Source organism: Photobacterium japonica (assembly GCF_050337005.1).
Classification (GTDB): domain Bacteria; phylum Pseudomonadota; class Gammaproteobacteria; order Enterobacterales; family Vibrionaceae; genus Photobacterium; species Photobacterium japonica.
In genome coordinates this window covers 56,303-79,398 of sequence record NZ_JAKJSN010000017.1, presented here as the reverse complement: position 1 = coordinate 79,398, position 23,096 = coordinate 56,303, and the positions used below count along the sequence as shown (strand labels likewise).

General features: G+C 47.3%; 28 protein-coding genes. 5 read left to right on the top strand and 23 right to left on the bottom strand.

Features of this window, described 5'->3' with window-relative positions:
- The 5 genes from L4C36_RS07780 to L4C36_RS07760 form a co-directional block, all read right to left on the bottom strand.
- Positions 1–405 (bottom strand): hypothetical protein, encoded by a 405-nt coding sequence (locus L4C36_RS07780; RefSeq protein ID WP_428477231.1) that lies wholly within the window; start codon positions 403–405, stop codon positions 1–3.
- Positions 405–629 carry a membrane protein insertion efficiency factor YidD gene (gene yidD, locus L4C36_RS07775; RefSeq protein ID WP_428477230.1) on the bottom strand — a complete coding sequence of 75 codons (225 nt, stop codon included), beginning with the start codon at positions 627–629 and terminating at the stop codon, positions 405–407. The genes L4C36_RS07780 and yidD overlap by 1 nt, the downstream gene beginning before the upstream one ends.
- Positions 630–631: 2 nt before the next feature.
- A complete protein-coding gene (locus L4C36_RS07770) occupies positions 632–847 on the bottom strand; it encodes a DUF4177 domain-containing protein (RefSeq protein ID WP_428477229.1) in 216 nt (71 codons plus the stop codon).
- 125 nt (positions 848–972) lie between these two features.
- Positions 973–1,257, bottom strand: a complete 285-nt coding sequence (locus L4C36_RS07765) for a hypothetical protein (RefSeq protein WP_428477228.1) — start codon at positions 1,255–1,257, stop codon at positions 973–975.
- A gap of 253 nt (positions 1,258–1,510) precedes the next feature.
- Complete coding sequence (locus tag L4C36_RS07760; RefSeq protein WP_428477227.1) at positions 1,511–2,047, bottom strand: YqgE/AlgH family protein; 537 nt, start codon at positions 2,045–2,047, stop codon at positions 1,511–1,513.
- Between the two features lie 310 nt (positions 2,048–2,357).
- Between L4C36_RS07760 and L4C36_RS07755 the strand changes: the two genes are divergently transcribed.
- Positions 2,358–2,789, top strand: coding sequence for an EamA family transporter (locus L4C36_RS07755; RefSeq protein ID WP_428477226.1), 432 nt, complete (start codon positions 2,358–2,360; stop codon positions 2,787–2,789).
- Positions 2,790–2,886: 97 nt separating this feature from the next.
- Here the strand turns inward: L4C36_RS07755 and L4C36_RS07750 are convergent, their stop codons facing one another.
- From L4C36_RS07750 to L4C36_RS07720, 7 genes are all read right to left on the bottom strand, one after another.
- Positions 2,887–3,183 (bottom strand): hypothetical protein, encoded by a 297-nt coding sequence (locus L4C36_RS07750; RefSeq protein WP_428477225.1) that lies wholly within the window; start codon positions 3,181–3,183, stop codon positions 2,887–2,889.
- 249 nt (positions 3,184–3,432) lie between these two features.
- Entirely contained in the window at positions 3,433–3,885 is a 453-nt protein-coding gene (locus L4C36_RS07745) for a hypothetical protein (RefSeq protein WP_428477224.1), read from the bottom strand.
- Between the two features lie 54 nt (positions 3,886–3,939).
- Positions 3,940–4,755, bottom strand: coding sequence for a rhombotarget lipoprotein (gene rhlP / locus L4C36_RS07740; RefSeq protein ID WP_428477223.1), 816 nt, complete (start codon positions 4,753–4,755; stop codon positions 3,940–3,942).
- A gap of 197 nt (positions 4,756–4,952) precedes the next feature.
- Positions 4,953–5,399 carry a GNAT family N-acetyltransferase gene (locus L4C36_RS07735; protein ID WP_428477222.1) on the bottom strand — a complete coding sequence of 149 codons (447 nt, stop codon included), beginning with the start codon at positions 5,397–5,399 and terminating at the stop codon, positions 4,953–4,955.
- Between the two features lie 107 nt (positions 5,400–5,506).
- Positions 5,507–5,998, bottom strand: a complete 492-nt coding sequence (locus L4C36_RS07730) for a 2TM domain-containing protein (RefSeq protein WP_428477221.1) — start codon at positions 5,996–5,998, stop codon at positions 5,507–5,509.
- Positions 5,999–6,453: 455 nt separating this feature from the next.
- On the bottom strand, positions 6,454–6,597 hold the full coding sequence (locus L4C36_RS07725; protein WP_428477220.1) for a hypothetical protein: 144 nt from the start codon (positions 6,595–6,597) through the stop codon (positions 6,454–6,456).
- Positions 6,594–7,802 (bottom strand): FMN-binding protein, encoded by a 1,209-nt coding sequence (locus tag L4C36_RS07720; protein WP_428477219.1) that lies wholly within the window; start codon positions 7,800–7,802, stop codon positions 6,594–6,596. The genes L4C36_RS07725 and L4C36_RS07720 overlap by 4 nt, the downstream gene beginning before the upstream one ends.
- 238 nt (positions 7,803–8,040) lie before the next feature.
- On the opposite strand from L4C36_RS07720, the gene L4C36_RS07715 reads away from it, so the two are divergent.
- The 3 genes from L4C36_RS07715 (at position 8,041) to L4C36_RS07705 (ending at position 10,742) form a co-directional block, all read left to right on the top strand.
- Complete coding sequence (locus tag L4C36_RS07715; protein ID WP_428477218.1) at positions 8,041–8,946, top strand: LysR family transcriptional regulator; 906 nt, start codon at positions 8,041–8,043, stop codon at positions 8,944–8,946.
- Between the two features lie 82 nt (positions 8,947–9,028).
- A complete protein-coding gene (locus tag L4C36_RS07710) occupies positions 9,029–10,453 on the top strand; it encodes a reductive dehalogenase (RefSeq protein WP_428477217.1) in 1,425 nt (474 codons plus the stop codon).
- A gap of 1 nt (position 10,454) precedes the next feature.
- A complete protein-coding gene (locus tag L4C36_RS07705; protein WP_428477216.1) occupies positions 10,455–10,742 on the top strand; it encodes a tetrachloroethene dehalogenase in 288 nt (95 codons plus the stop codon).
- Positions 10,743–10,841: 99 nt separating this feature from the next.
- On the opposite strand, the gene L4C36_RS07700 is transcribed toward L4C36_RS07705, so the two are convergent.
- The 4 genes from L4C36_RS07700 to L4C36_RS07685 form a co-directional block, all read right to left on the bottom strand.
- Complete coding sequence (locus L4C36_RS07700) at positions 10,842–11,342, bottom strand: opioid growth factor receptor-related protein (RefSeq protein WP_428477215.1); 501 nt, start codon at positions 11,340–11,342, stop codon at positions 10,842–10,844.
- Positions 11,343–11,550: 208 nt separating this feature from the next.
- Entirely contained in the window at positions 11,551–11,934 is a 384-nt protein-coding gene (locus tag L4C36_RS07695) for a ribosomal maturation YjgA family protein (RefSeq protein WP_428477214.1), read from the bottom strand.
- 140 nt (positions 11,935–12,074) lie between these two features.
- Positions 12,075–12,878 (bottom strand): sulfite exporter TauE/SafE family protein, encoded by an 804-nt coding sequence (locus tag L4C36_RS07690; RefSeq protein WP_428477213.1) that lies wholly within the window; start codon positions 12,876–12,878, stop codon positions 12,075–12,077.
- 163 nt (positions 12,879–13,041) lie between these two features.
- Positions 13,042–13,692, bottom strand: coding sequence for a LysE family translocator (locus tag L4C36_RS07685; protein WP_428477212.1), 651 nt, complete (start codon positions 13,690–13,692; stop codon positions 13,042–13,044).
- Positions 13,693–14,008: 316 nt separating this feature from the next.
- Here L4C36_RS07685 and L4C36_RS07680 point away from each other — a divergent pair, with 316 nt between their 5' ends.
- The gene (locus L4C36_RS07680; protein ID WP_428477211.1) at positions 14,009–14,257 is read left to right on the top strand and encodes a DUF3297 family protein; all 249 of its coding nucleotides are present in this window, start codon (positions 14,009–14,011) and stop codon (positions 14,255–14,257) included.
- 114 nt (positions 14,258–14,371) lie between these two features.
- Here L4C36_RS07680 and L4C36_RS07675 read toward each other — a convergent pair whose 3' ends face one another.
- The 7 genes from L4C36_RS07675 to L4C36_RS07645 form a co-directional block, all read right to left on the bottom strand.
- Entirely contained in the window at positions 14,372–15,103 is a 732-nt protein-coding gene (locus L4C36_RS07675; protein WP_428477210.1) for a hypothetical protein, read from the bottom strand.
- Between the two features lie 495 nt (positions 15,104–15,598).
- The gene (locus tag L4C36_RS07670) at positions 15,599–16,048 is read right to left on the bottom strand and encodes a hypothetical protein (RefSeq protein WP_428477209.1); all 450 of its coding nucleotides are present in this window, start codon (positions 16,046–16,048) and stop codon (positions 15,599–15,601) included.
- 219 nt (positions 16,049–16,267) lie between these two features.
- Positions 16,268–16,693 carry a hypothetical protein gene (locus L4C36_RS07665; protein ID WP_428477208.1) on the bottom strand — a complete coding sequence of 142 codons (426 nt, stop codon included), beginning with the start codon at positions 16,691–16,693 and terminating at the stop codon, positions 16,268–16,270.
- 1,045 nt (positions 16,694–17,738) lie between these two features.
- Positions 17,739–18,029, bottom strand: a complete 291-nt coding sequence (locus L4C36_RS07660) for a YkgJ family cysteine cluster protein (RefSeq protein ID WP_428477207.1) — start codon at positions 18,027–18,029, stop codon at positions 17,739–17,741.
- A gap of 159 nt (positions 18,030–18,188) precedes the next feature.
- The gene (locus tag L4C36_RS07655) at positions 18,189–18,755 is read right to left on the bottom strand and encodes a condensin complex protein MksE (RefSeq protein ID WP_428477206.1); all 567 of its coding nucleotides are present in this window, start codon (positions 18,753–18,755) and stop codon (positions 18,189–18,191) included.
- Positions 18,755–20,161, bottom strand: coding sequence for a hypothetical protein (locus tag L4C36_RS07650; protein WP_428477205.1), 1,407 nt, complete (start codon positions 20,159–20,161; stop codon positions 18,755–18,757). The genes L4C36_RS07655 and L4C36_RS07650 overlap by 1 nt, the downstream gene beginning before the upstream one ends.
- A complete protein-coding gene (locus L4C36_RS07645; RefSeq protein ID WP_428477204.1) occupies positions 20,154–23,093 on the bottom strand; it encodes a coiled-coil domain-containing protein in 2,940 nt (979 codons plus the stop codon). The genes L4C36_RS07650 and L4C36_RS07645 overlap by 8 nt, the downstream gene beginning before the upstream one ends.
- Between the last annotated feature and the right edge of the window lie 3 nt (positions 23,094–23,096).

Below are 23,096 nucleotides of genomic sequence, written 5' to 3'. Positions count from 1 at the left end.
TTATCGTCCTATCGTGGCCTCGGCCTTCACATCCTGATAAATCTGCATCGACAGATTGTAGTTATACTGGCGGGCAATCCTCTGGGAAAAGAACAGCTGCGGCAGTTCATACAGCGAGATAGCAATCAAAATCACCACGGCGTAGATAACCCCCATCACCAAGGCAATAATGGCGATAATCAGCAGCGTAAACTCTACGGCAAAAATCGAATATTTACGCAGGTAAAGGTGATGAAAGCCGCCAAGAAACAACCAATTGAGCGCCGCGTAAGTGTCAGGATCTTTCAGCTGTTTAGACTGCTCAGCGAAGTATTGTTTGCGCTGTTTATCCGGCAAAGCCGCCACCAAAAAACGCAGTTGCTCTTCCTTTTCCTCTAACGCTTCCATTGACTCAGATCGTGACATTACGGCACCTCATCTCGAATTTTTTCCACCAAATCGGGCTGATTACAGCGACGTATGCGAGCAAGCCCCAACTGCCAACCTTTGATTGCCCCGTATTTGATAATGCACTGCTTGGTGTACTCTGAACATGATGGTTCAAAATTACACTCAATATTAAAAAGGACTTTTGATCCGCCCTTACCTTGGTAATAGCGGATCAATGTCAGCGATGTGGCCTTAAACAAGATTAACGACCCAGCGTGATGATCACCGCTTCACGCTGCCAAAACAACATGTAACGCTTACTTTCTACCGCTTGAAACGCCAACTGCCAACCATCTTGTGCATACTTGTTCAGTTCTGCTTCCATCTTCTGGATTGGTAAACCGCTTGCACCAAACAATAGGGTGCCACAACCGCCTTCCACAATGTGAACCACTTTATATTCTGTAAAATTAGCCATCTTGACGATCTCTTATAAAAAACCAAATAAAACCCATAAAAAACAGCGCCTTCGCTGTTAAACGGCATCATACCGGATCTATGAGGCGAAACACCATCGCGATTGTTACGGTTTGTTGACACGGACTATGCCACCAACCATTTTCCGCGCAAAAACCACGCTGCGATCATCGCCAAACCGATGAGAACAGGGATATTCAATAACATCATCACTTCAGGTGTGCCCTCAACAAATGATTTCCCTACGGTACCCGCAAGCCAAGTAAAGAAGCCGATATTGAGTAGCCTTCCCGCATTCGGGTCTTCTTTCAATAACACTTTACAGGCCGGACACCGTGCTTTGTCCTCACCATCAGCGTCTTCTCGTGCCTTATTTTCATCAATCTTGCTTTTGCAACCTGGGCATTTCATTGCTTAATGTCCTTATTAATCAGAGTGGTAACTCCCTTTTCTACCACGCTTTTCCTTACACGCAATTGATAGGAGCCGATTTATACCATACCCCCACCTCTTACACGGTGGCCCCCTTATTCAGCTTTCGATGAACCTCAAGGTAATAAACCATCACTTACAATTGATAAACACATAAAAATCAGCCTCTGCACGCAGAGGCTGATTCAATAGATAACCCATCCATAAACATGATAGGTTGGACACAAAGGCATTAGCCTTTCATTTGAAGCAGAATATCAACCGCACCTTTGTAAGATCCCTCTAGCGGGATCGCACTCAAAAATTCCTGCTCTGCGGGGAAATAGTGCCAAAGTTGTGCCCCCAGCTCTTTTTCCAGTTGCCCAGCCCCCCAGCCAAACGTGCCAATGCCGCAAGAAGAAAGGTGCTCTGGTAGGTTCTCAGCAAAGGCTTGCAGTGAGAAGTTCAGCGCTAGGTGATCATTGCCCAGTGTTTCGCTGTATTTCGTCTTGTTTTTCCCTAAAATCCACGCACGATCCGTAAATAACGGGCCACCGCCAAACAGTTTGTCATTAAGAAGCGCTGCGGGATCAACGGCTTTTAATACCGGCAACACGTCCGCAATCTCATTAAACGGTTTAATGTAGTTGTTATTGAGCGACACGCCCACCGCACCGTCTTTGTTGTGCTCAACGATATAAACCAGTCGGTTTGCGATAGGCTTAAATTTAGGGACATCCCCAATGGCGGGATTAGCAACGATGATACAGTCAGTTAGAAAGCTTGCCATGATGTTCTCATTCAATAAAATCAAAGGAATAGCATCAATGTGCCAGACTGATAGCGACCTTGCTTGCTCACGTTACATAAGTGCGAGGCGCTTCAAAGGCCGCTTTTCCCGCTTTCAAACAACCGCGCGCATTCATCGATACCCCTAACGTAACCCTCTCTCCTTTTCTGCCGGATTTACACAGCTTTACTCTGATAGCAACGACGTCAATAGTCGCGCTAGGTATACTGCGCCGCTGTTTTTGCATCATTACGGATGCGTCTCATTAATATGCTTATCATCACGGGCTATCTTTTTTTCGGAGCGAAACATGCTGAACACATCTTGGTTGTTCTGGGCTTTACTTTCTGCGGTATTTGCGGCGATGACCGCTGTATTAACCAAGTTGGGCGTCAATAATATCAATTCTGATTTCGCGACCTTTATTCGCACCTGCGTCATCCTTGTGCTTGTTGGTGGCATTGCTTATTTCACGAAACAGTTCCAACCTCTCAGCGCCCTTTCTGGTCGCGGTTTAACCTTTTTGGTGCTGTCTGGCTTGGCGACTGGCGCGTCATGGCTTTGTTACTTTCGCGCCATGCACCTTGGACAAGCGGCACAAGTCGCCCCTGTTGATAAACTCAGCGTGGTGTTGGTGGCTATTTTCAGCGTAGCGATATTAGGGGAACAACTGAGCAACATTAACTGGTTGGGTATTATGTTGATCACGGCGGGTGTGATTTTGGTCGCTTGGCAGGGATAAGTCGCGCAGCAATCCGCTAAACGGCAAAAAGGGCGAATACATCGCCCTTTTCCTGAGACTGGTACTGGTACTGTGCGCTATTCTGGCACACGACCCGCTATTGATTCAGCACAGTCCACCCGGCATCAATAAGAGAAGCAATCACCGCTTTTCTGGCTTTATTCTGCTCATGAATCACCGGTTCAATGAGTGCCCCCAACTCCACGGTAAAGTCGCCCGCACGTGCCATTTGTAAGATATGTTTTTCATTTTTAATTTGTTTAGGCTGCGCATTTCGGTAATTCTTTTCCCAATCCGCAGCGACATCAGAGACTGACATGTCTAAATATTTTTTATTGGTCGCTACATAAGCCAATTTTTGCGACGCACTTTTCATGATGACAATTCTGTTCATACATCCTCATTAATCCCTTCCAATGGTTGCTCAATGGCGCCGATTCTTTTATGCCATTAACTCAGTTAACCGCATTAGGCCTATGCCTTTCACGCCAATCACAACCCGCAAAATGCAAGCTGGTCGCAGCTTATTATGAAGAATTGGCCTATGTAAAATATCAATACCAGCCGAAAGGGAATAATGAAGAAAAACACACCGTAGATACAGACTATATCAGCAGGTTATATGCCTAAGCCGTTCAAGCCATCACATACCAGACATTGACGACCGCTCACGTTTTTTCTCAGCGTAAGCCTGAATCTCTGGCGAACAAAATTCGACCAATAGCGACGCTTCGAGCCACACTTCATACAACGGGCCGCCAAACCGTGGCCGGAAACGGTGCACCAACCCGTAGGTGTCGGCTAAACCGGCCAACTCATCGATACTTTTGTTCGCCTCCAACATCACATGAGCAGCATTAAAGGCGACCGGATACGCTTGGCGCTCATACACCGCCCCGTGTTCGCCATAGCATAACGCGTAGTCATGAGGGATAAACTCAATCAGTGCATTGTTGGCCTCATCCCACACACACAGCCAAGCGTTTTCCATGGTCGGAGACGGGAACGGCTTAGCCTCACCCCCCGTGAGCGCGGCTAATATCGTCGCACAACGCTGAGGCTGCTTGGCACTGAGTGATAAATGTTTAATTTTCATTCACGGTGTCTCCCTACTTGCCTCATTGATTGCTTTCCTTTGTTGCCAATGCGTTTATCGTTTTCTTCGGATAAAAGCGAGCCATAGCATTCCCAACAAGGCTCCGCCACCCACACTGCCACCGCCCAAGCTGAAACCCTCTCGTGTTTCAACGTGCGCGATCTTCTCTTCTTTTACCCGTATTTTGAACGTATCTAATTCCGTATTCAGGTTAGTCACCATGTCGTTCACCGCTAAATCAAAGCCTTCAGTAGTGTCTTCATGCAGGGACTCATCCACCCCCACGGCCGTCGACAAGCTACCGACTTTGCTGATCCCTGGGGCACGAAAGAGCATTTTACGGCTGTCGATATCAAACAACGCCGTATCAATAAAGGTTTGTGTGGTATTGCTATTACCGGGGATCAAATACATACCGGCAATAGTCCAATACAGCAGTGAGGCATTGTTCTCATTACTGCGTGAGACTTGGTCGTAAGAAACCAGCGCAATTAAATCAATGTTATACAACCGAGAGAGCTGGTCTAACGTCTCAAAACTCCCTCCCGGAGTCAGGTAGTTATCCGAAATGATTTCAATCCGGTGGACATAATTCAATTGAATAAACTCGTCCTTCACCCGCTTTAAAATGTCATGTTTCTCTTTCGCTGACAGATGCATTGAACCGCTGGAATAGCTGGCAGGCACAAACGCAATCCCCATGTTGACAGGCAACGTCAGCGTTGGCATTTCCGGTTCATGCTCCACATAATCCCCCCTTTTTGGGTAAAGGAAATCCACCAAACTGCTTGATGCCGTCACATTTGTCGTTCTATCTGCACACCCCATCAGCACCAGTGCCAACAGTATTACACTCAACCCTTTTTTCATCGTCATATCCTTATTCTGCCTTTGGCTAATAGCTACCCGTTCATCTCTTGATTATCAATATAAGATGCTCAACATAAGCGACGATTCCATCGTACGCAAAGTGAGCATCCCATTTTTTTGGGGTTGCTCGCAATAAAAAACACCGTTCAAAATAAAAGCATAGCCGATGAAATCAAAAGTAAGCCGATAAGACGACTTTAATCGTTAAGATCTTGCCGCACCGTTTGATACACATTGGGCTGCCAAATTTGCATAAAACGCTCAGGCTCAGCAATAGCAGAAAAACCAAACTGAGCATACAAACCATGCGCATCGACTGTACCCAACAGCATGCGTCGTAACCCTTGCAGTTCAGGGTGATCAATAATCGTCGCCACCAGCCATTTGCTGAGCCCTTTACCACGGTGCGCATCCACAATAAAGACATCGGCTAGATAGCCAAAAGTAGCTTTATCCGTCACGACCCGGGCAAAACCGATTTGCTGCCCATTCGCGTCATACACACCAAAACAAAGCGAATTAGCTATCGCTTTCGCCATTGTGTGCCGAGGGATCCCTCTCGCCCAATAGCTGGTTGAAATGAAGCTATAGATTAACTCAACGTCCAAATAATCTTGATCAGTACTGATGGTATAGCCTTGCAAAACGCACTCCTTGCTTGATAGTTATCAGGGGGATGAAAACCACAAAAGACGCCTACCACTGGCAATTACCCGTAGTAGGCCGCCATCTTCACTGTGCTGATTCGGCGCTATAGCTTTCGTCCTAAGCGTTTTTCAATTTGGCGTTTTTCCCATTCAGGGCCGAAGAAATTGAGCACCTCAAACGCACTTAAACCATGGCTTACGATACCAATTCCCCATCCTAACGCTGGCCACCACGCCCAGATATACGTGGGGTCGGTGACATAATTTAAAATAAATAAACCGACAATGACGATGACATACGTGATCAAATGCGAGTAAAAGCCTTTTATTTCTTTTACCTGTTCAATCACAGATTGCTCCTCTTCCGTCAGGTTGACAGAGGGAATGACGCGCTCGTTACTATCCTTTTGCATATCGGGCTCCTGCTGAAGTTCAGCGACAGTCGTTTCAAATACGGCAGCCAAGGATTTTAATGACTCTAAACCGGGTTTCTGACCGCGTTCAATACGCTGCACGGTGCGAATGCTCAAGCCGCTCATTTCAGCTAACTGGTCTTGAGACCAACCGCGTTGTAATCGTAATTTCCGAATAATCATCATTAAGTCCTTTCTGCGTTGTCGACACCCAATGTACGGTTAAAATCAGTTATAGCGTAACGACATTTACCTGACAAACGTATGACACACATTGACAATCAAAGACTTACAAATGCGACCAAGCACACACCACGACGTATGCGTTGCAGCCTATTGGCACCTGACAGCCACCTTCACATTGCACATCCCACCGTAAAACTCACCAAATTCACTATGCGACGACAAAGGCATGACGAGAAATGGAGATAACAAAAACGACAGGAAAAATGAGGAATGAGGAATGAGGAATGGAAAATGGGGAAAGAGTGAAGAACCAATAGAGAAATGTGAGGAAAAAACACATGGCGACAGCGCACGTTATACCACTGCCACCATGAAAAAGAGGTTTGGATTTTATTATGAGCTTTCTTATTGTTAACGTTCTTATTGTGAATTGTCTTGTTGCGATCTTCTCATTACGAGAACTGACTGATCACGCCGTTGATCATGAACAACACGATCACCGCGACAGTTAACCCGTAACCCACCCCCGCAAGAATACTCACTTTTTCTGTCGCCTTGGCGGGATGCCGCGTTTTGCTTGCTGCTGGCATTGTCATGAAACGTCCCTCTGTTGTACTGAACCGCGTTTTTTCTGCCAAATGCGCCATGTTTTTCGCACCGTTTGACGCTGCTCTACCGCCACGTTCAGTGCTCGCCCTAACGGACACAGCAAGCGACACCAGTAATCTTTGATAAAGAAGCTGCCGGTTAACGCCAGCGGCAAGATATACCACTGCACGCCCACCCCATCGAGTGAGAACAGCATAGAAAACGGCTCATAAGAAGCAATCGCCGGATTGCGTGAGACAAACATCAGCATCAGGGCCGCCCACAGCAACACGTTGACAATATTGACCGCATGACGCGTTAACCAACGCGGTAACGGCACATTGTTTTTACCCAGTTTATGTAACCAGCGTTGAATATGGTGGAACGGACACAACTGGCTGCAGTAAACGTTTTTCCCTAGCCATACCATGCCCACCACAATGGCCAATAACAAAATATACAGTGACGGGTTCTGCCGTGGATCGGGCCAGTAACCCAGCAATAAGCTCGACAGTGACGCCAACGACAAGGCCATGTTGGCCCAAAAACCAATCACCACCACCGACAACACGCCCACCAGCATAATGTGATATTTACGCACAGCGGCAGGCAATTTGCGTTCAAACAACACCATCAATACCAGTATCGTCAGCAATGCATCCGTTAACTGGAAGCGTATCGGTACATTCACGGTGTCAGGCGTCAAGCCACGAGCTATCGCTTCTTCATGGGCGGCCTTGCGTACCGCCTCTGTCATACCGGCCACCGTTAATGTCGCACCACTGACACCATCGATGTCATTGCCAATCATCATTGCACTGGTAATTGGCTTACCGTTAATGCGATCCAGCATGCGTTGGTTTAACACATTCACCACATACCCGGCAGTATCAACATGATCGACCAAGGTGGCGTGACGAATTCGGTGCTGCGCATCCACCTCAAACGCCATCACTAAGGGGCCCCCATAGCCATTGGCGCTCGCGGCATAATACGGCGTACGGCTGTTTTGCGCGGCATCGTGAAAACGGTGATCGTGACCGGCCTCTTGGGTCAGTGTACTGAGTGAGAAATGAGTCCTGAGAATATGGCTAATCCCCACTTGCTGCTGGTACCCCACCCACCAGGCCACCAATAAAGAAAGCAACGCCAGTGGGGCAATGGCTCGCTGCCACTTAACGGACGGTGTTGTCGCTGAAGTTTTTCTGTTCATCACCAAGTTACTGAGCGAAAAAGACATTGCTCGATTGTGGCATGCTTTATTCCCGCTATTTATCCCTGAAACTGCATGCCCGCATAGCAATTTTGCTATACCCATGACGATCTGATGAAGAGTTAAGCGATCAACGGGGAGAGAGTGCGCCACGTCAATATTTGAAGCGCTCAAGATGGCTTTTACCCACGCGGTGACGATAATCGGCGCGCACCAGCACGTACAATAGGGAATGTGTATGAAAATTGATGATTTGGCGTTATTTGTTGAAGTGGCCGATCAACTGAGTTTYACCGAAGCGGCAAATACACTTGATCTGCCCCAGTCCACGGTAAGCCGTAAAATCAAACAATTAGAAGATCAATTGCAAGCGCGGTTATTTGAGCGTACCAGCCGTCAGATTTTCTTAACGCAGCAAGGGCGTCAGTTTTATCACCACAGTAAAGCCATTGTGGAAGAGTTTCATCTTGCGCAGGATAACCTGAGCGATTTTCAATCCGCCCCCAGTGGCGATATTCACCTGTGTATGCCGACGTTTTTCAGTGAAGTGCTGTCTAAAGAGTTCTTTGATATTTTCATGCGCACCTTTCCGGACATTCGCATTCATATCAAAACCCTTTCTCCGACCCAAATTGAACAAACCAGCGATGCAGATTTATTCTTTTATGTCGAAATGCCCAAGAATAGCGGTATGGTGGCACGCCGATTATTTACCTTCAGTCGCCGCTTCTATGCTGCACCGAGTTATCTGGAAAAACACGGTACGCCTACGCACCCCAGCGAGTTGGTTCACTACAACTGCTTACGCTTTGATACCCGCTTGGCCGATCCGTCCTGCTGGCTGTACGTGGAAGGTAATGACGTGCATTGCGTCGACGTGGATGGCACGTTTATGTCTGAATCTATCCGCTCGACCATGCAACTGGCCGTTCAGGGCCATGGGATCTGCTATACCCCGCAGTTCCTCACCAATGCCATGGTGCGAGAAGGCAAGTTGGTATGTTTGTTTGACGGTAAGTATTCGTTCGAGCAGCCGTATTATGTGATGTACCACTCACGCCATCATATGCCGAAAAAAATTCGCGTGTTTCTCGACATGCTGACCCAATACGCCGAGCAGAAATACGATCTATTTGAATTTTGAATAGGGCCATAGCAACGCTGATCTGCATCCCGCCATCGAGGTTCCCTATTATCGTTCCCAGTGTTATTGACTTGGAACGATCATGGAAAAGCAACCGACGCCAACGCCTGAAAAGGACACCTCATCGTTGGAAAACCCCCACCGCCGTAACCTGTTCAAATGGGGTGCCGCCGCTACGGCATTGGCGGCCACCGGTGGCGCAAGCGCCTTCATTACCTACCGCGTCAACGGCGTACCACACGACAGTTTCCCCGTGGAAATTGACGACAGCGTACTTATCCCGTTTGATCAGCGTAACTCGGTGTTCAGCTATGCCATTTCGCAAGCGTTGCAAGCCCAGTTCCCCGAACGCAACACCGCGTTTGCGGCAGAGTTAGGCATTCCCGGCTTTACCTTCACCAGCATCATGCAGTCGCTCAAGCTTCACGCGCAACCTAACCCCGCCGCATGGGACAATGACACCCCGGGCTATCGCCAGATTGACTGGGCACTGTGTCACGCGGCCGTCGGCCCGCTGGATCGCTACTTGGCCCCGACCAGTAAATTTGGTGCCCCGCGTACCGGTGAACACACGTGGGAGCAGCTCAACCTTGCCACTGAACAATGGCAGTTTGACTCGCCAGAAGAAGCCAGCCAGCACATTAAGCGCGCGGCCTGCATGTTCGGCGCTGATCGCGTCGGGATCACCCACAATGATCCGCGCTGGAACTATTCACCGATTTTTGATCCCGTCACCAGCACCACCTACACATGGGAAGACGATTTCCCGTTCAAGCCTAAAACCGTGATTGTGCTGGCCTTTGAAATGGACTACGAAGCGATCCGTACTGCGCCATCTGCCGTTTCCGCCGCCTCGGTCAACAACGAATACACCGAAATGTCGCTGGTCGCCGGTCAGTTAGCCGACTTCATTCGTCGCTTGGGTTACCAAGCCGTGGCCTCCGGTAATGACTTGGGCAACAACGTGGCCTACAGCATTGCCGCTGGTCTCGGCGAAGGCGCACGCAACGGGACGTTAATTGTGCCGAACTTCGGCAGTCGTGTGCGCACCGCCAAGATCTACACCGATTTTGACTTTGTTGAATACGACAAGCCACGATCTTTCGGCATCATGGAGTTTTGTGAAAACTGCAAACGCTGTGCAGAGCAGTGCCCGTCGAATGCCATCAGCATGGACGATAAGCCCTCAATGGCGCCAACCTATCCAGGCAGTGAGAGCATTGACATTGCCTGGCATGGGCAAAAAGGCGTGCGTAAGTTCTATAACGATGCCAAAAAGTGCTTCAAATACTGGGGTGACAATGGCATTGGCTGCGTGATCTGCATTAAAGCCTGTCCGTGGAACAAACCGGATTTCTGGCACCACCGTCTAATTGATGCTTCTAACACCGTCACCACGGGATTTGTCCATAAAATGATGACGGAAGCAGACATTCTATTTGGCTACGGCAACATGGAAATCGACAAAGCGGTTGATAAATTCTGGCTGTCGGACAAGGAGAAATAACATGATTGGATTGATGTGGTATTTGATGGGCATGATGACCACCGCCGCAGCATGGGGCTATGTCCACCTAAGCAAGCGCTACCAGATGACTTGGATCACCAACCTTGCGCTGGCATCGGCGTTTGGCATCCTGTGGATTTGTATCGGCTGGTCATGGGCCTCGTTTGCGGAAGGGGAAGCCCAGTCAGGCGCAATGGGACTGGTGTGCTTCGGCCTACCGGGGATCATTTTGCTTAACCTGACGTGGAAGCGCTTGATCGTACCGAAGAAAATCGCGGCGTTGTCATAAAGCATCCCCCCAGAATCAATAAGGCCACACGGGCATCGGTGATATAGCGTCACCTGCCGTGTGGCCTTTTTATTGTTCAGAGTATCCGTAACAGCACGGTCATATTACCAAGGCTTGCTGCCAATGGTAACGGGTTTTCTCTGACACCGACCCCACTTGTGCGGCGGCCTCCAATACACACTCACTCAAGCTCGCCGCTATCACTGGATTGCCCAGCAACGCCAAGCTGCGGATCACTCGCGTTAAACGTAGCTGATTATGATCATGTACCTTCAGCCACACATGCGTCGCAGGGGCCAGCGGTAACACGGCTGAGATTGTCTCCCTATCACGCGTCATCCCCCAGAAATCCAACATCAAATCCAACGCTTGCAGGTGCACCGCCCGTAATGCGGCATCATTGGCAAACATTTCACGATCAGCCTGCGTGACTAACGGCGCATGGCGATTAAACTTCGTGCCTTCGTCAATCGGGAACAACACCTGAATATACTTATGATCATGCTCCAACCAGAACGGTTCTAACGCCAAAAGATGCTCAATAGAACGCCCCCATTTATCAGGGCATTCACCTAACATAAACGCAGCAATCTCACTCATTCACACACTCACTGTCTCGGCACGCGATGAAAACAAAGGCACTTCAGGACTGAAGCAAGACAAACACGGCACACACCAGCACCACACCCATAACCCCCTTCATGGTTGAACCCGCAGGCTGTTGACACCAGTGGCTAAATGCAGATAGATATTTCACGAATAAACCTCTTTTCATACAAGATGATATGTTTGAAAAAGCAGTATAACCTCATCTGCCCTTATGAAATTTTTCGTAAGCGACATTGCCCCCTATCACCGCGAAGGCGCCAAGGGTATATGCCAGTAAATCGAGCGGATCAAACGTCGCACCAAAAATGATACGCACCGCTTTAATGTGCTCTAGACCCAGCCATGCAATCACATTGAGGTACTGGGCGATCTCCACCGCATACGCGATAAACAACACCCCCAACGCCAACCGGTTTACCGACACATTCAGCACCGATTTCAAGGTGTAATAGAGCCATATCACCACCAACACATCACCCAAAAACGGGCGCACAAACTGATCGCGCACATACAGGGCGATGTATGTCAGCACTAACAGTAACAGCACACTGATGAGCAGGGATTTCCAGCATAGACGTAGCATGTTCATTTTCATTCTCGGCTAATTGGCACGCGATACAATACGCCGCCACCACCAAACACTACACAGTTAACAGAAGGACGAACAATGGAGAAGAATGAAACGCGAGGCATTTCAAATCACCAATACACGCTGACAACGCACTACAGCAACATCGAGATACCGGCCAACAATAAGTAACCATAAAACACACGCTGCATGATGGTATTGCCGACTTTCTTGGCCAGTTTTAAGCCCAGCGGCGGGAACAGGCCAATGGTAAGCGCAATAGCCAAAAAAGCAGGCAAATAGATATAACCTAACAAAAAAGGCGTTTCGCCCACGGCGGGCGTCAAGTGCCAACCTGTCATGATATACCCTGCCGTACCGACCATTGAATACGGCACCGCTAATAGCAAATTGGTGCCTAAGGTGATTTGATGCGAGGCATAGCGGGATAAGAATGGGATCATCAAAATCCCCAACGCCACCCCAGCCAACCCGCTAAGAATGGCACAGACGATGCTGACTAATACCAAGAGTACTGGCTGAACGGATTTCACGGTATCCGGCTGATGACGGGCACTTTGGAGCAGTTTATACACGGCGATCCCTGACAGCAGCAGGCCAATATACAAACGGAGCCAGGAAGGGGAAATCAAGGCCGATAATTGTGGCGCAATCAGCGCGCCAATAAGGATACCCGGTAAACACAGGGTCACTAATTGCTTATCATACAGGCCAGATTTGGCGTAGCTGACCGCCCCAGAAAAGCTCCCGACCACTAACGTCGCCATGCACGTCGCAACCGCAATATTCAGTGACAAACTCTCGGGGAAGATATGGGCAAAGGTGAGCGTTAACAACGGCAGTATCACAAGGCTACTGCCACTGCCTAACGCCCCTATGATTGTGCCGCCAAAGGCACCCGTCAGCAAATACACCGCATTGATTAACATCGATTCCATTCACTCCAATCAGTCATCATTGCAGTGTAATGACAGTCCCCTTATTAATCCAAGGGTTTATAAGGCTGACGTCCCTCGCGTCCTAAAGCGTGCGTGCCTAAAACATGCGTGCCTAAAACATGCGTGCCTAAAACATGCGTGTCTGAAGCATACCGAGGGGGGATTACTGCTGTATCACCGCCGATTTCACAATAGTGGCTCCAATCAGCCCTAACATTGCCCCCGTCACCTTATCGATGTAATACGCGATACGGGTAAACTGACCCCGCACTTTTTCCGTTGATAGTAAGGCAATGATGGCGGCGTCCCAAATCAGTACCACCAAGGTCATCCAGACACCCAGCGCCAATTTAAAGTAGAACCCCACCTCGCTGCTGAGCACAACGGTGAATAAGCTTAAATAAAACAGCAGGTTTTTAGGGTTTAAGATCCCAGACATGAAGCCGATGAAAAATTCTCGGAAAAACGAGGTGTGATGCGGCGTACTGTCTGCCTCAATCTCAATATTCTTATAGGCACTCTTTTTGGCCCGTATCGCTTGTACTGCAAGGTAAATCAAAAACAGACCACCGATGAGCTTGAGCGCGATCATCACGGGCACCGACGCCGCTAAGATTGACCCGACCCCCACCAGACATAACGTGATATACACGGCATTCGCTGCCGCGATCCCAAATGCCACACCCAAGGCATTTTTGCCTTTGTTTCTCACCGCACTTTTGACCACAATGACAAAGTCCGGCCCTGGGCTTAACAACGCCAAAAAATGTGCAATAGCAACGGTGATAAACACCCCGAGCAATCCCATCTCCATTCGCAATAATCTCCCTATTATTTGCATGACATATGCTACCTATCAGTATCCTCTGCCATTGTTCAACTGGCAATCGCCAACGCCCTAAAGCCGATGCGAGAATCCAAAAAGGACAGAAAATAGCGCTCGATTTCAGAAAAACAGATTTATCTCATTGATAGAACGATGAGTGGTGCGATGAATGGCCAATTTAATTACTTTTAAATCAGTTAATTAATTGACCATGCATGCAAAGTGGATTTATTCCGGCATCTATTGAGCGTGAGGTCTATATTGACTACAATATCGCACTTTTTATTTTCTAGAAGCCAAGAACATGAACGATACTACTTCACAACCTGCTCTACCTGATCACCTATCATGCAACCCACGTAGCCCACACCACGTAGCAGCATGTTTTGAGCACAACATCGGTATCCGTCTGAACGGCAAAGAGCGTTTCGACGTTGAAGAATACTGCATCAGCGAAGGTTGGGTTAAAGTGCCATCACCAAAAGCACTAGACCGTCGCGGCCAGCCGCTTCTGATCACGCTAAAAGGCACTGTTGAAGCGTTTTACAACTAATTCGCTTCATTGCCATTGCGCATCAGAATGAAAAGGGCCTAGCCTGATTAGGCCCTATGTTCATCGTTTGTTCCCACTCTTCCTGTTCCCGCTATTTCATCACGCCCGATAGATTTACTTCAGCATAAAATCCGGCCACGTCACCGAATGATTGCCATCTTTTGAAAACATAAAGCTGTATGAGTACGCTCTGGAAAACTCAAAGTTAACCTGGTGATATAACCCCGGCTCTGATGAATAGTTTTGCGCCAATTTATATAACTTCGATCGTGAAAATGGCCATGCCTTCGCTGGCGTCAGGTCTTTAATCTTCCCGCACCCGATTTCGAGCTGAGCGGACAAATGGCGAGTATAGGCACGGTTCAGGCTGTACTTCTTGATATGACGATCTGCTCTTTTCATTTTTCCATCAAGGGTTTTCATGATTTCAACCAAGTACTTTTTGTCTTTCTTGAGTACCTTACCATTAATGTCAAAATCAGTTTTCGTCAGCTTAACGCGTTGTATCAGATACTCTCTATCACACCCCGGCGCCTCTGCCATATTATAAAACAGCATAAAGAACTTTTTCTTCTTCGCATCATAATCACTCACTGCCGAATCAAGAAAATATTGCGGCAGGTAAACCCCTGCCTCTTCAGCGAGATTATTGTCATTCATGAAGTGCTTACTAGAATATATCTTATTTTTGTTTTCAAGTGGCCACGTTAATGATATTTGGCTTTCAATACCATAACGAATAGGCATGGATGTCAATATAACCTCTGATGCAACACTCATGAGTGGCATTGATAAAAAGAGCCCCGCGGCGATCAATAATCTACCTTTATGCCTTGCTGATGTCATCGACTTCATCCTTAATATTACCTTCAATCACTGTATGACACAGTATTCACAAGCAAAATAACAATGACAATACATGCGTAAAAAAAGCAAAATATCACTCGACATTCTGACTGTAATATTTACTTATTTCAGCATAACTCCGACATAAAGCATCGATTAACGATTGATACACTTTTTTATCACGGTCACTAGGCTAATCAACAAAAATGAAAATATACTGATGAATAGCGGCCTATGCACATCAAAATGCTCTGCTGTTAGAAACAAATATTGATATATAGCAGTGCCTACACCAATACTGACAGAAAGATAAAAGCCATTTTTAAGCTCTCGCTTCATACTCCTCACTCCCTTTGTCTCTATCCATGACTTGGATAGAGAGAGACATTCACGCATCACTGCATTTGTCGCGTCTCTCAATGTTCAACGTGACACTCATACTGAACAAAACTTAAATTCAAATAATAAGTGCAACACACCTTACCCCATCTCAAATTATTCCTCGCCCAATTTGGCGAAATCTGCCGGATTGAGATACTGTTCAAAACTGCTCATCGACTTCGCCACATCAGGGTTATTAACGAGTTCTTGCATGGCGGTACGACCTACCATCTCAAAAGCCGCTTGTATGGCAAGTGAGCCTTCGGTTTTGATCGCCACTTTGGTTTCATTCACACAATCTTGGGTCAACAAACGCGTAATTAACTTGGCGACATATTGATTGGATTTCTTGATCTCTACTTTGGCCACATTCGCATACGGCGACATTTCTGGGTGCACAGACATCCCAAAGAACACCCATTTCGCCAGTGCCTTGCGCTCTTTTCCGGTCATATTGTCATTCACACAAGATCCCAGATGCAGTGATGCCGGACCCGCTGCTGTCACAGGTAGCGCCCCCATCAGACCGCAGGCTAACAACAATACCAATACAGACTTTTTCATGCTCATTCCCTTATGTTGCGTCAACGGCTTCAACAACCATACTTCCTTCATTTTCATTCAGTATCCATAGCGGCATACTTGGCTGCAATGGTGTCTCTTCAATTCAACGTATCTGATAATAAAACTCAGGGGGTGATCGAAGAATGCTGCAACGTTTATGGATACGAGTAAAGCGAACACACTCATCACATCCATACAGGTTTGCGCTTTGAGCATTCGTTATATTTGTCTATTCTCAACAGAAATAGAAAGTAAGTACGCCTGTACAATTGAAATGCCTATCAATATAAGAGGGACTACAACTGAAAATAGCGATATGACGATATAAAGACCTGACATCAGTAACTTATCAATGAAACCATCGCTATGGCTCCAATCGGCAAGATGTCCGTCTGCAAATAGGCCAAAAGCACCATAATAGTAAATAATGTAAATGAAGGCTGATATTTTCCAGGATCCTCGCTGAATAGCGTTCACTGAAAAGTTCGACACAAAAAAAGCTAAAACGACGCCCAGCACCATATAGATAAAATCAACGGGATAGTGAGATGCTGTCGCGAGGAAATCCCCTCGAGAAACCAACCATGCTATCGCCCACCCGACCAGTACTGTCACCACCGTATTTGTAACGACTAACATTTTCATACTGCCATCCTTGCCCATCGTGAATGACATGCCCCTTCGCTAGATCGGGTGCACTTGAAGCCAGCAACGCAGGTGGTCCCCCCCTCTTTTTGTCGATAATTACACAGCAGAATCGACACTCTGAAAGTGAAAGATGAACCAAACCAATACAATTGGAATCAATGGGACGAAACACCAAAGTAACGCATAATAACTCACGCTGAGTTGCCTATATAGAAAGTAAATCGATACCCCCCCTATTATTGGATAGATATAAAACAGTCCTCTAATAATACGCATTGAAATAGCATAACTCACTTCTGATCCAGGTAAAGAAGCAAACATCATGGCAAACCAGCCAAAAAAACTCACCAGACTCGTCAGCATAACAACGACAGCAACAAACATATCTCTCATATAACTCATTTCTCTCTGGGCTAGAATTTATGATAAAGCTTAAATTCGCGTAACACTTGATTGCCATTTAATGCTTACCGCCGTTGCACGGACTATTTCGCGTCAACTGCCCGTGATTGATATGCACTCTTCAACAGTATTTCCAGTATATCTACCACAAAAATGTATTCTTATTTCACAACCTTCACATACCCTCCGGCTACATTCATCGAAAGCTTTACTTTACCCACTTCGATTATTTGACCGCTAATATGACGGCCACTCTCTTATGGAGAGTAGCTGTTTATTATTATTGCGTTTCAGTATCCATGGCGAAGATGCGACAAGCAATGCATAGCCCCGCAAAACCGTCTTTACAGCGTAAAAGTCAGGGGGCGATCTAAGGTTCTTGTAACGTTTGCAAACCTACCACCCGCTATCACTAAGATAGAAGCTTGTGGTAGCCCCTGCTTTCAGCATGACATGACCAGCGTGAACGTCAGCCGACCGAGAGAGATGAAAAGCAAACCGTGAAAGAATAATAGGTTGGCAGAAAAATGGCACAGGGGGGGGCAACACTTAGGATTGAGTGTTAGCCATAACAAACAACGTCATCATTATTTTTTATGGCTAACAACCCGCGAACCGTCTAAAAACTTAACGTATTGCTTTATAGAAACTTATCGCGTTCATCAACGCATTCATGAGAGCCCATCTCGAACTCGCGACATATCCAAGGGCGATTTTCATAAATGGTGCACATTAAATTGTCTCTATCTAAAGCCGCGCACCAACCATCATCGAGTCGCATCATGGTCTCTCCCCCATACTGGTCACGTTCAATAAATTCTTCGGGTACACCCGTATCGGAAATAATCATAACTTCAAGACGGCAGCAGCATGCTTGACAGTTTGAGCACGATACATTTAAGGCGAGAGGATCTTTAGTGGGTATGTTCATGGATAACTACAATTTGGTCAATTGTGCATAATACCGTAAATTTAGGACAAACGACCTTTATTTCCGAGATTGTTTATCTGGTGAGCCATTGCGAATGGCAACATTGTGCATCCACATGGATGCACAACAAGGTGTAGTGGCCAACGTCATCAACACGGATTATTGTTCTTCTGAATACTTCGTTACATGACGATTCAAAAAGTACATCCCTGCAGAACTCAACACATAATGCTTATCACCACAAAGATAAAGAAAGTTACGATCAGCCAGATAATTCATGGCTTTATCCCAGGTTTCAATGCCCAGCGCCTGACGAATATCATTGTAAATCGCTTGTTCTTCAATCTCCTCAAGTGCCGATCTCCCTAAACCAATAACAGGCGTCGCCAAGTCATCCAGATCAAACCCTTTATCGACCCAATAACGTGCAATAATCAATAGCATCGCTTGGATCTTGGTCGCATTGGTATCTGCATCCTCTTCCGCTTCGCTGCGGCTAATATAGAAAAACTCACCGTCAGCGTTGAAATTGAGGTTATAGCCGATATGCAGGTAAAGCTGAGTAAAGTGATCCAAGTGGTTAAACAATTCGGTATAAAGGGGGCTATCAATAAACGTGTGCTGGTAAATATCGTATACCTGCTTGGTGATCACCTTACCATTGACGAAGGTAGCGTATATCTGCTGGCTTTTCGCGATATTGATGTGTGAAAAAGCTGTTGTCATTACTCCACGCTCTCCGTTCTGATCTTACGATATAAATAAATGGTGTCATCTTGTGCTAGGCGATTGCGAAAATTGGTGACTTTCACCGCATAGCCGCCCAGCATTTCGTCATTACGCTGCGCAAAATTGAGCCCTTCCAGCAAATCCACAAAATGGTATCCCGGAAGGTGTATTTTCAACCGGCGATGCAGGGCTAACGTCAGATCCTGATATTCCGCCATTTTCATTTGTTTGACCAATTCATAAATTTGCTCGGCACGCGCTAATCTTCGCGCCATCGAGTCATCTTTGGAACTCGTCAGATCCACATAGCAATGTTGTTTCAGCAAGCTCTGGTCCGCCACTCTCGCCTCTATGTCACTCACCACATTATTGAGATAAGCTTCTGAACTGCTGATACGCAGTACCTTTGGCCTTGCCTGCTGCATCAACCCCATGAATGCGCCGTTATTGCGCGCAAATTCGCCGTCAATCCAGCTACGTTTAAGATTGTGTCGAGTGGCATCTAACGCTTCCGTCAACTCGCCAAATGCCGCTTCAATCGCATTAAATTGCTGCAAACGCTTTTTTGAGCGAGCCAGAAACTGATCGACCGAATGCGACACTTTACTGATTTGGGTATGAAAACTGTTAAAACTGATCTCATACCTCAGCATGGCCATTTCCCGCGGATGATCCTGATGCAATTCAAACTGACGACGCAACTTTTGCAGACACTCGAACAAATTAAGCCTGTCTTTCAAACGGCTCTTTTCATCAAGAAACTGTCGTGTAGGCAAAATGTGTCGTGACAGCAAGTGAGAAATTTTGCCGATAGACTCCCGCTGCAACAAAGAAAACACCTGAGGATTTCCCGCCTTCGCCGCCATTTCGCTGGCTTCACTCAGTTCCTGGTTAATCGTCTGCATTTTGATCAGATTCAGTCGAATACTGTTAAGTAACTCACTCAGACGGTGGAATAACTCATCCATCAGCTCTTTGTAATCCAGATCTGTATCACTAAACAACAACGCGTCCGATTCGAGTTGTTCAAGCAACAGACGTATGCTGCCGAGCTGTGTTTTCAACGCAACATCCGTCAAATCCTGAAATAGGCTGCGATCAAACAGCCTAAACACGCCAATCACCGAACGGTCAAAGATAAGTCGGCTTTCTCCACCGAATTCATCTTTATCCACCAAAATATGTGCAGCCAGTAAGTTATCGGTTGAGAACGCCGTGCGTAGTTGTTTTTGCTTATCCCGACTCAAGCTCTGCATATAACGGTGTAGTTGAGCAATAAATTTGGCTTCATGCACATAAGGCTCACCCACCTCATCCATATCGCGGATCACATCCCGCATAATGGTGTGATGCTCCAGCATGATAGTAAACGTCGGGATTGTCAGTAGGCGTTGATCACTCATCGGCCTCTCCAAACATATCCAGTTGCTCTCTGTCCAGTACGCTGCCCATGGTGACAAAGCTGTCTGGCATACCGGTAAAGGCAATCGTCCGAGCTGGGTGATACGGCGTGGCAGTACGCATCGCATCCAGGCGGAAATGCTGACCAAATTTAAAAATAATTTCGCTTGATGCCGAATTCGTGGATGCACTCAACACCCTGAAACCCGCCTGCTTTAAATTCGGCAGTAACCAGTCAAACTGAGAGCTATCGACAGACGCCCCCTCATCGATAATCAACGGAAAGTGCGTCGTACATGCTTTGTTTCTCAGACGACTAAGCAAAATTTCCACCAGCTTGAGGTTAATCAACATGATGGTTGAGGTAGATTGCGATTTACTCTCCCACCCCGTCTGGCCCTGCTTTTTCACCCGATAGGCGATACCTGCTACGATTTGCTCCATGGTTAGCATGGCCGTTTTCCCATCAGGGAAGAATTTTTGGCTAAAGGCTTTCAGGCGCTCAATAAACTGCTCTGAGGCTTTTTGATCAGAATGGGTATCCAAATGTTCGATCTCTCCGACCAAATCACTGAACCGCGCTTCCACTTTAATCGTCGCTTCTACCTGCGTTAGATCATTGATTGCCACACCGGCGAATGCACGGTTAATACTCAGCTCAAACTGGCGCACCATCTCGCGGTTATTTTTCAGTTCATTAATGATGCTGTGAATGGAGTGCTTATGCTCAACGAAGTGTTTGCGCAGAATATCAAACTCTTCCTCCAACCCCTGATAGCGAGACTGGAGCTGCTCAAACGCGTGTGCCAGCAGTTCATCGTCAACAAACGGGCGCATCAACTGGTCATCATTTTCCAGCACCTGCTGGCGCACAAAGCCCTGAATACGATCGACTATCTCAGCTCGCGCTCCCCGCTTGCTTTGCAGATTATCGATCCGCGCCTGCAAATTGTCTTCCGTCAGCGCCAGTAATTGGTCTGGCATCACGGGAAAATTATGGGTCGGCAAATTATGGGCTTCAAGCTGCGCTTTGACGGATGTTTGGTACTTTCTCAGCTTCTCAAGGGCAGACTTAAGCTGTTTCACTTTCACCGCTTGCGTACTGTGCGCTTGCTGTTCTTGCCCCAACACCACCTGTTGACTGTCAAGCTGTCGCACTAATACCTGCTGCTGGTTTTTTACCCCTTCCAGCTCTTCGTTCAGGGTTTGCAGCTGCTGTGTATTGCTGTTGCAAGCCAGCAGTAACTCAATTTCTGCTTGTGTACGGGTAATTTCGGTTTTCAGTGTCGTGAGGGTTTTCACCTGTTCAAAACGGCTTTCTTTGTCCATCGCACTGATTTCGGCCGCACGTTGACGCTTGCTTTCTAGCTCGTCACGCGCGTTATTCAGCTTGATTTGATCTGACTCACGCTTATCTGCCGATACCGCATCCAGTTTTGCGCCCAGCAAGTCATAACCCTGCGCATCAGGCAGCATCAGATCGGCAAACGCTTTAATCGCCTGCGATTCCGTGGATGTCAGCGCGCGTCCTGGGTTGGCCTCCCCCACTTCTGCATTTAACGCCGCCAATTTTAGCCAGACCGGCTCAGATAACTGATTAAACAGCTTATATTCCTGATTATCCACCGACGCCTGATAACGCTGCACCAGCGTATCGCTGTGACTGATCGCCTGATTGAGCGCTTGTAACTCTTCTTGGCGCTTTACCGCATCCTGTTTAAGTGCCAGCTCCCGCTCTTTTTCCGCCAAATGCTCGCGGTGGCCATCAATGATGATCTCCAGGGTATCGGCTTCATCATACTGACTCACTAAAAGCTGCGTTTTCTGTACCACCTCATCAAGATGCTTTTGCTGCCGACGCAACGTTTTGCGCTGCCCTTCTAGGCGGTCCTGCTCTTTTTCTGTTTCTCGACACTCACGGCGCAAAGACTGGATCCGATTATCCTTCAGCTTGAGCTGGCTTTCCTCCAGCCCTACGTCTGTGGTTTCCTTCTCGATCCGACTTTGCGTCATCATCGCGAACTGCWTCAACGCCTCTTCGGCATTTTTATTTCGCATCAATGCCTGATGGCTGGCTGCCAACGCTTCAAATTCCGGGCGCAGACTGTCAATCTTTTTCAACAAACGCTCCCGACGGGCGAGCGCATCATTGTGTTCAATAAAGGCATCAATATCGAAATTAAGCGCATCTTTGCGCTCTTTTTTCTGAGATTCGATAATATTCGCCACTGCTAAACGTACAGTGTCCGATCCCGTTTTCATATCAAACAACAAACGAACCAGTGCGCGGAAAGCATCAACATTGGCATCATCTGTCGCGTTAAGCGGGAACAGACAAAAGCGCATCGCATCAATATCAAGCAGTTGATTGGCGTAAATCAGCTCTTTGATCGCTGCAGAGCGCACTAACGTCTTAAAGTACTTATCTTCGCGCTTTAAGAAAGCTTGTACTTTGGTGGGGCTAAGGCCTTCTGCTCGACCACCGACACCGTCTTCGCCAGCATTTGCATCCCAGAAGTGATGGCGGATCTGCTCATAGCGCAGGGAGGTGAACATCCGACGATAATCCAACTTATCAGCACTGCCACGATAAAGGATCTGACAATGCGGCAAGCGCCCGCCAAGGTAGTTATCACACTCAAGGATCAAAAAACTGCTGGCGCTGGGAAAATAGTGTTCAAAGCTTTCATCATCGGAAAAGAACTTGCCTTCTTTATCTGAAAAACCAAATTTCTTTGCTGAATTTTTGAAATTCTCTTCCGGCAGCAAAAATAGCCGAATGGCATTAAGCAACGAGGTTTTTCCGATATTCCCCCCACCAATTAATATCCCGCCCTCACGAAGGTCAATTTCAGCGATAGCAACACCGGCCGAGTCTACGGCAACCAGACGTGAAATACTGATCAGCAGGTTATCGATAGCGTCATTTGGCATGGT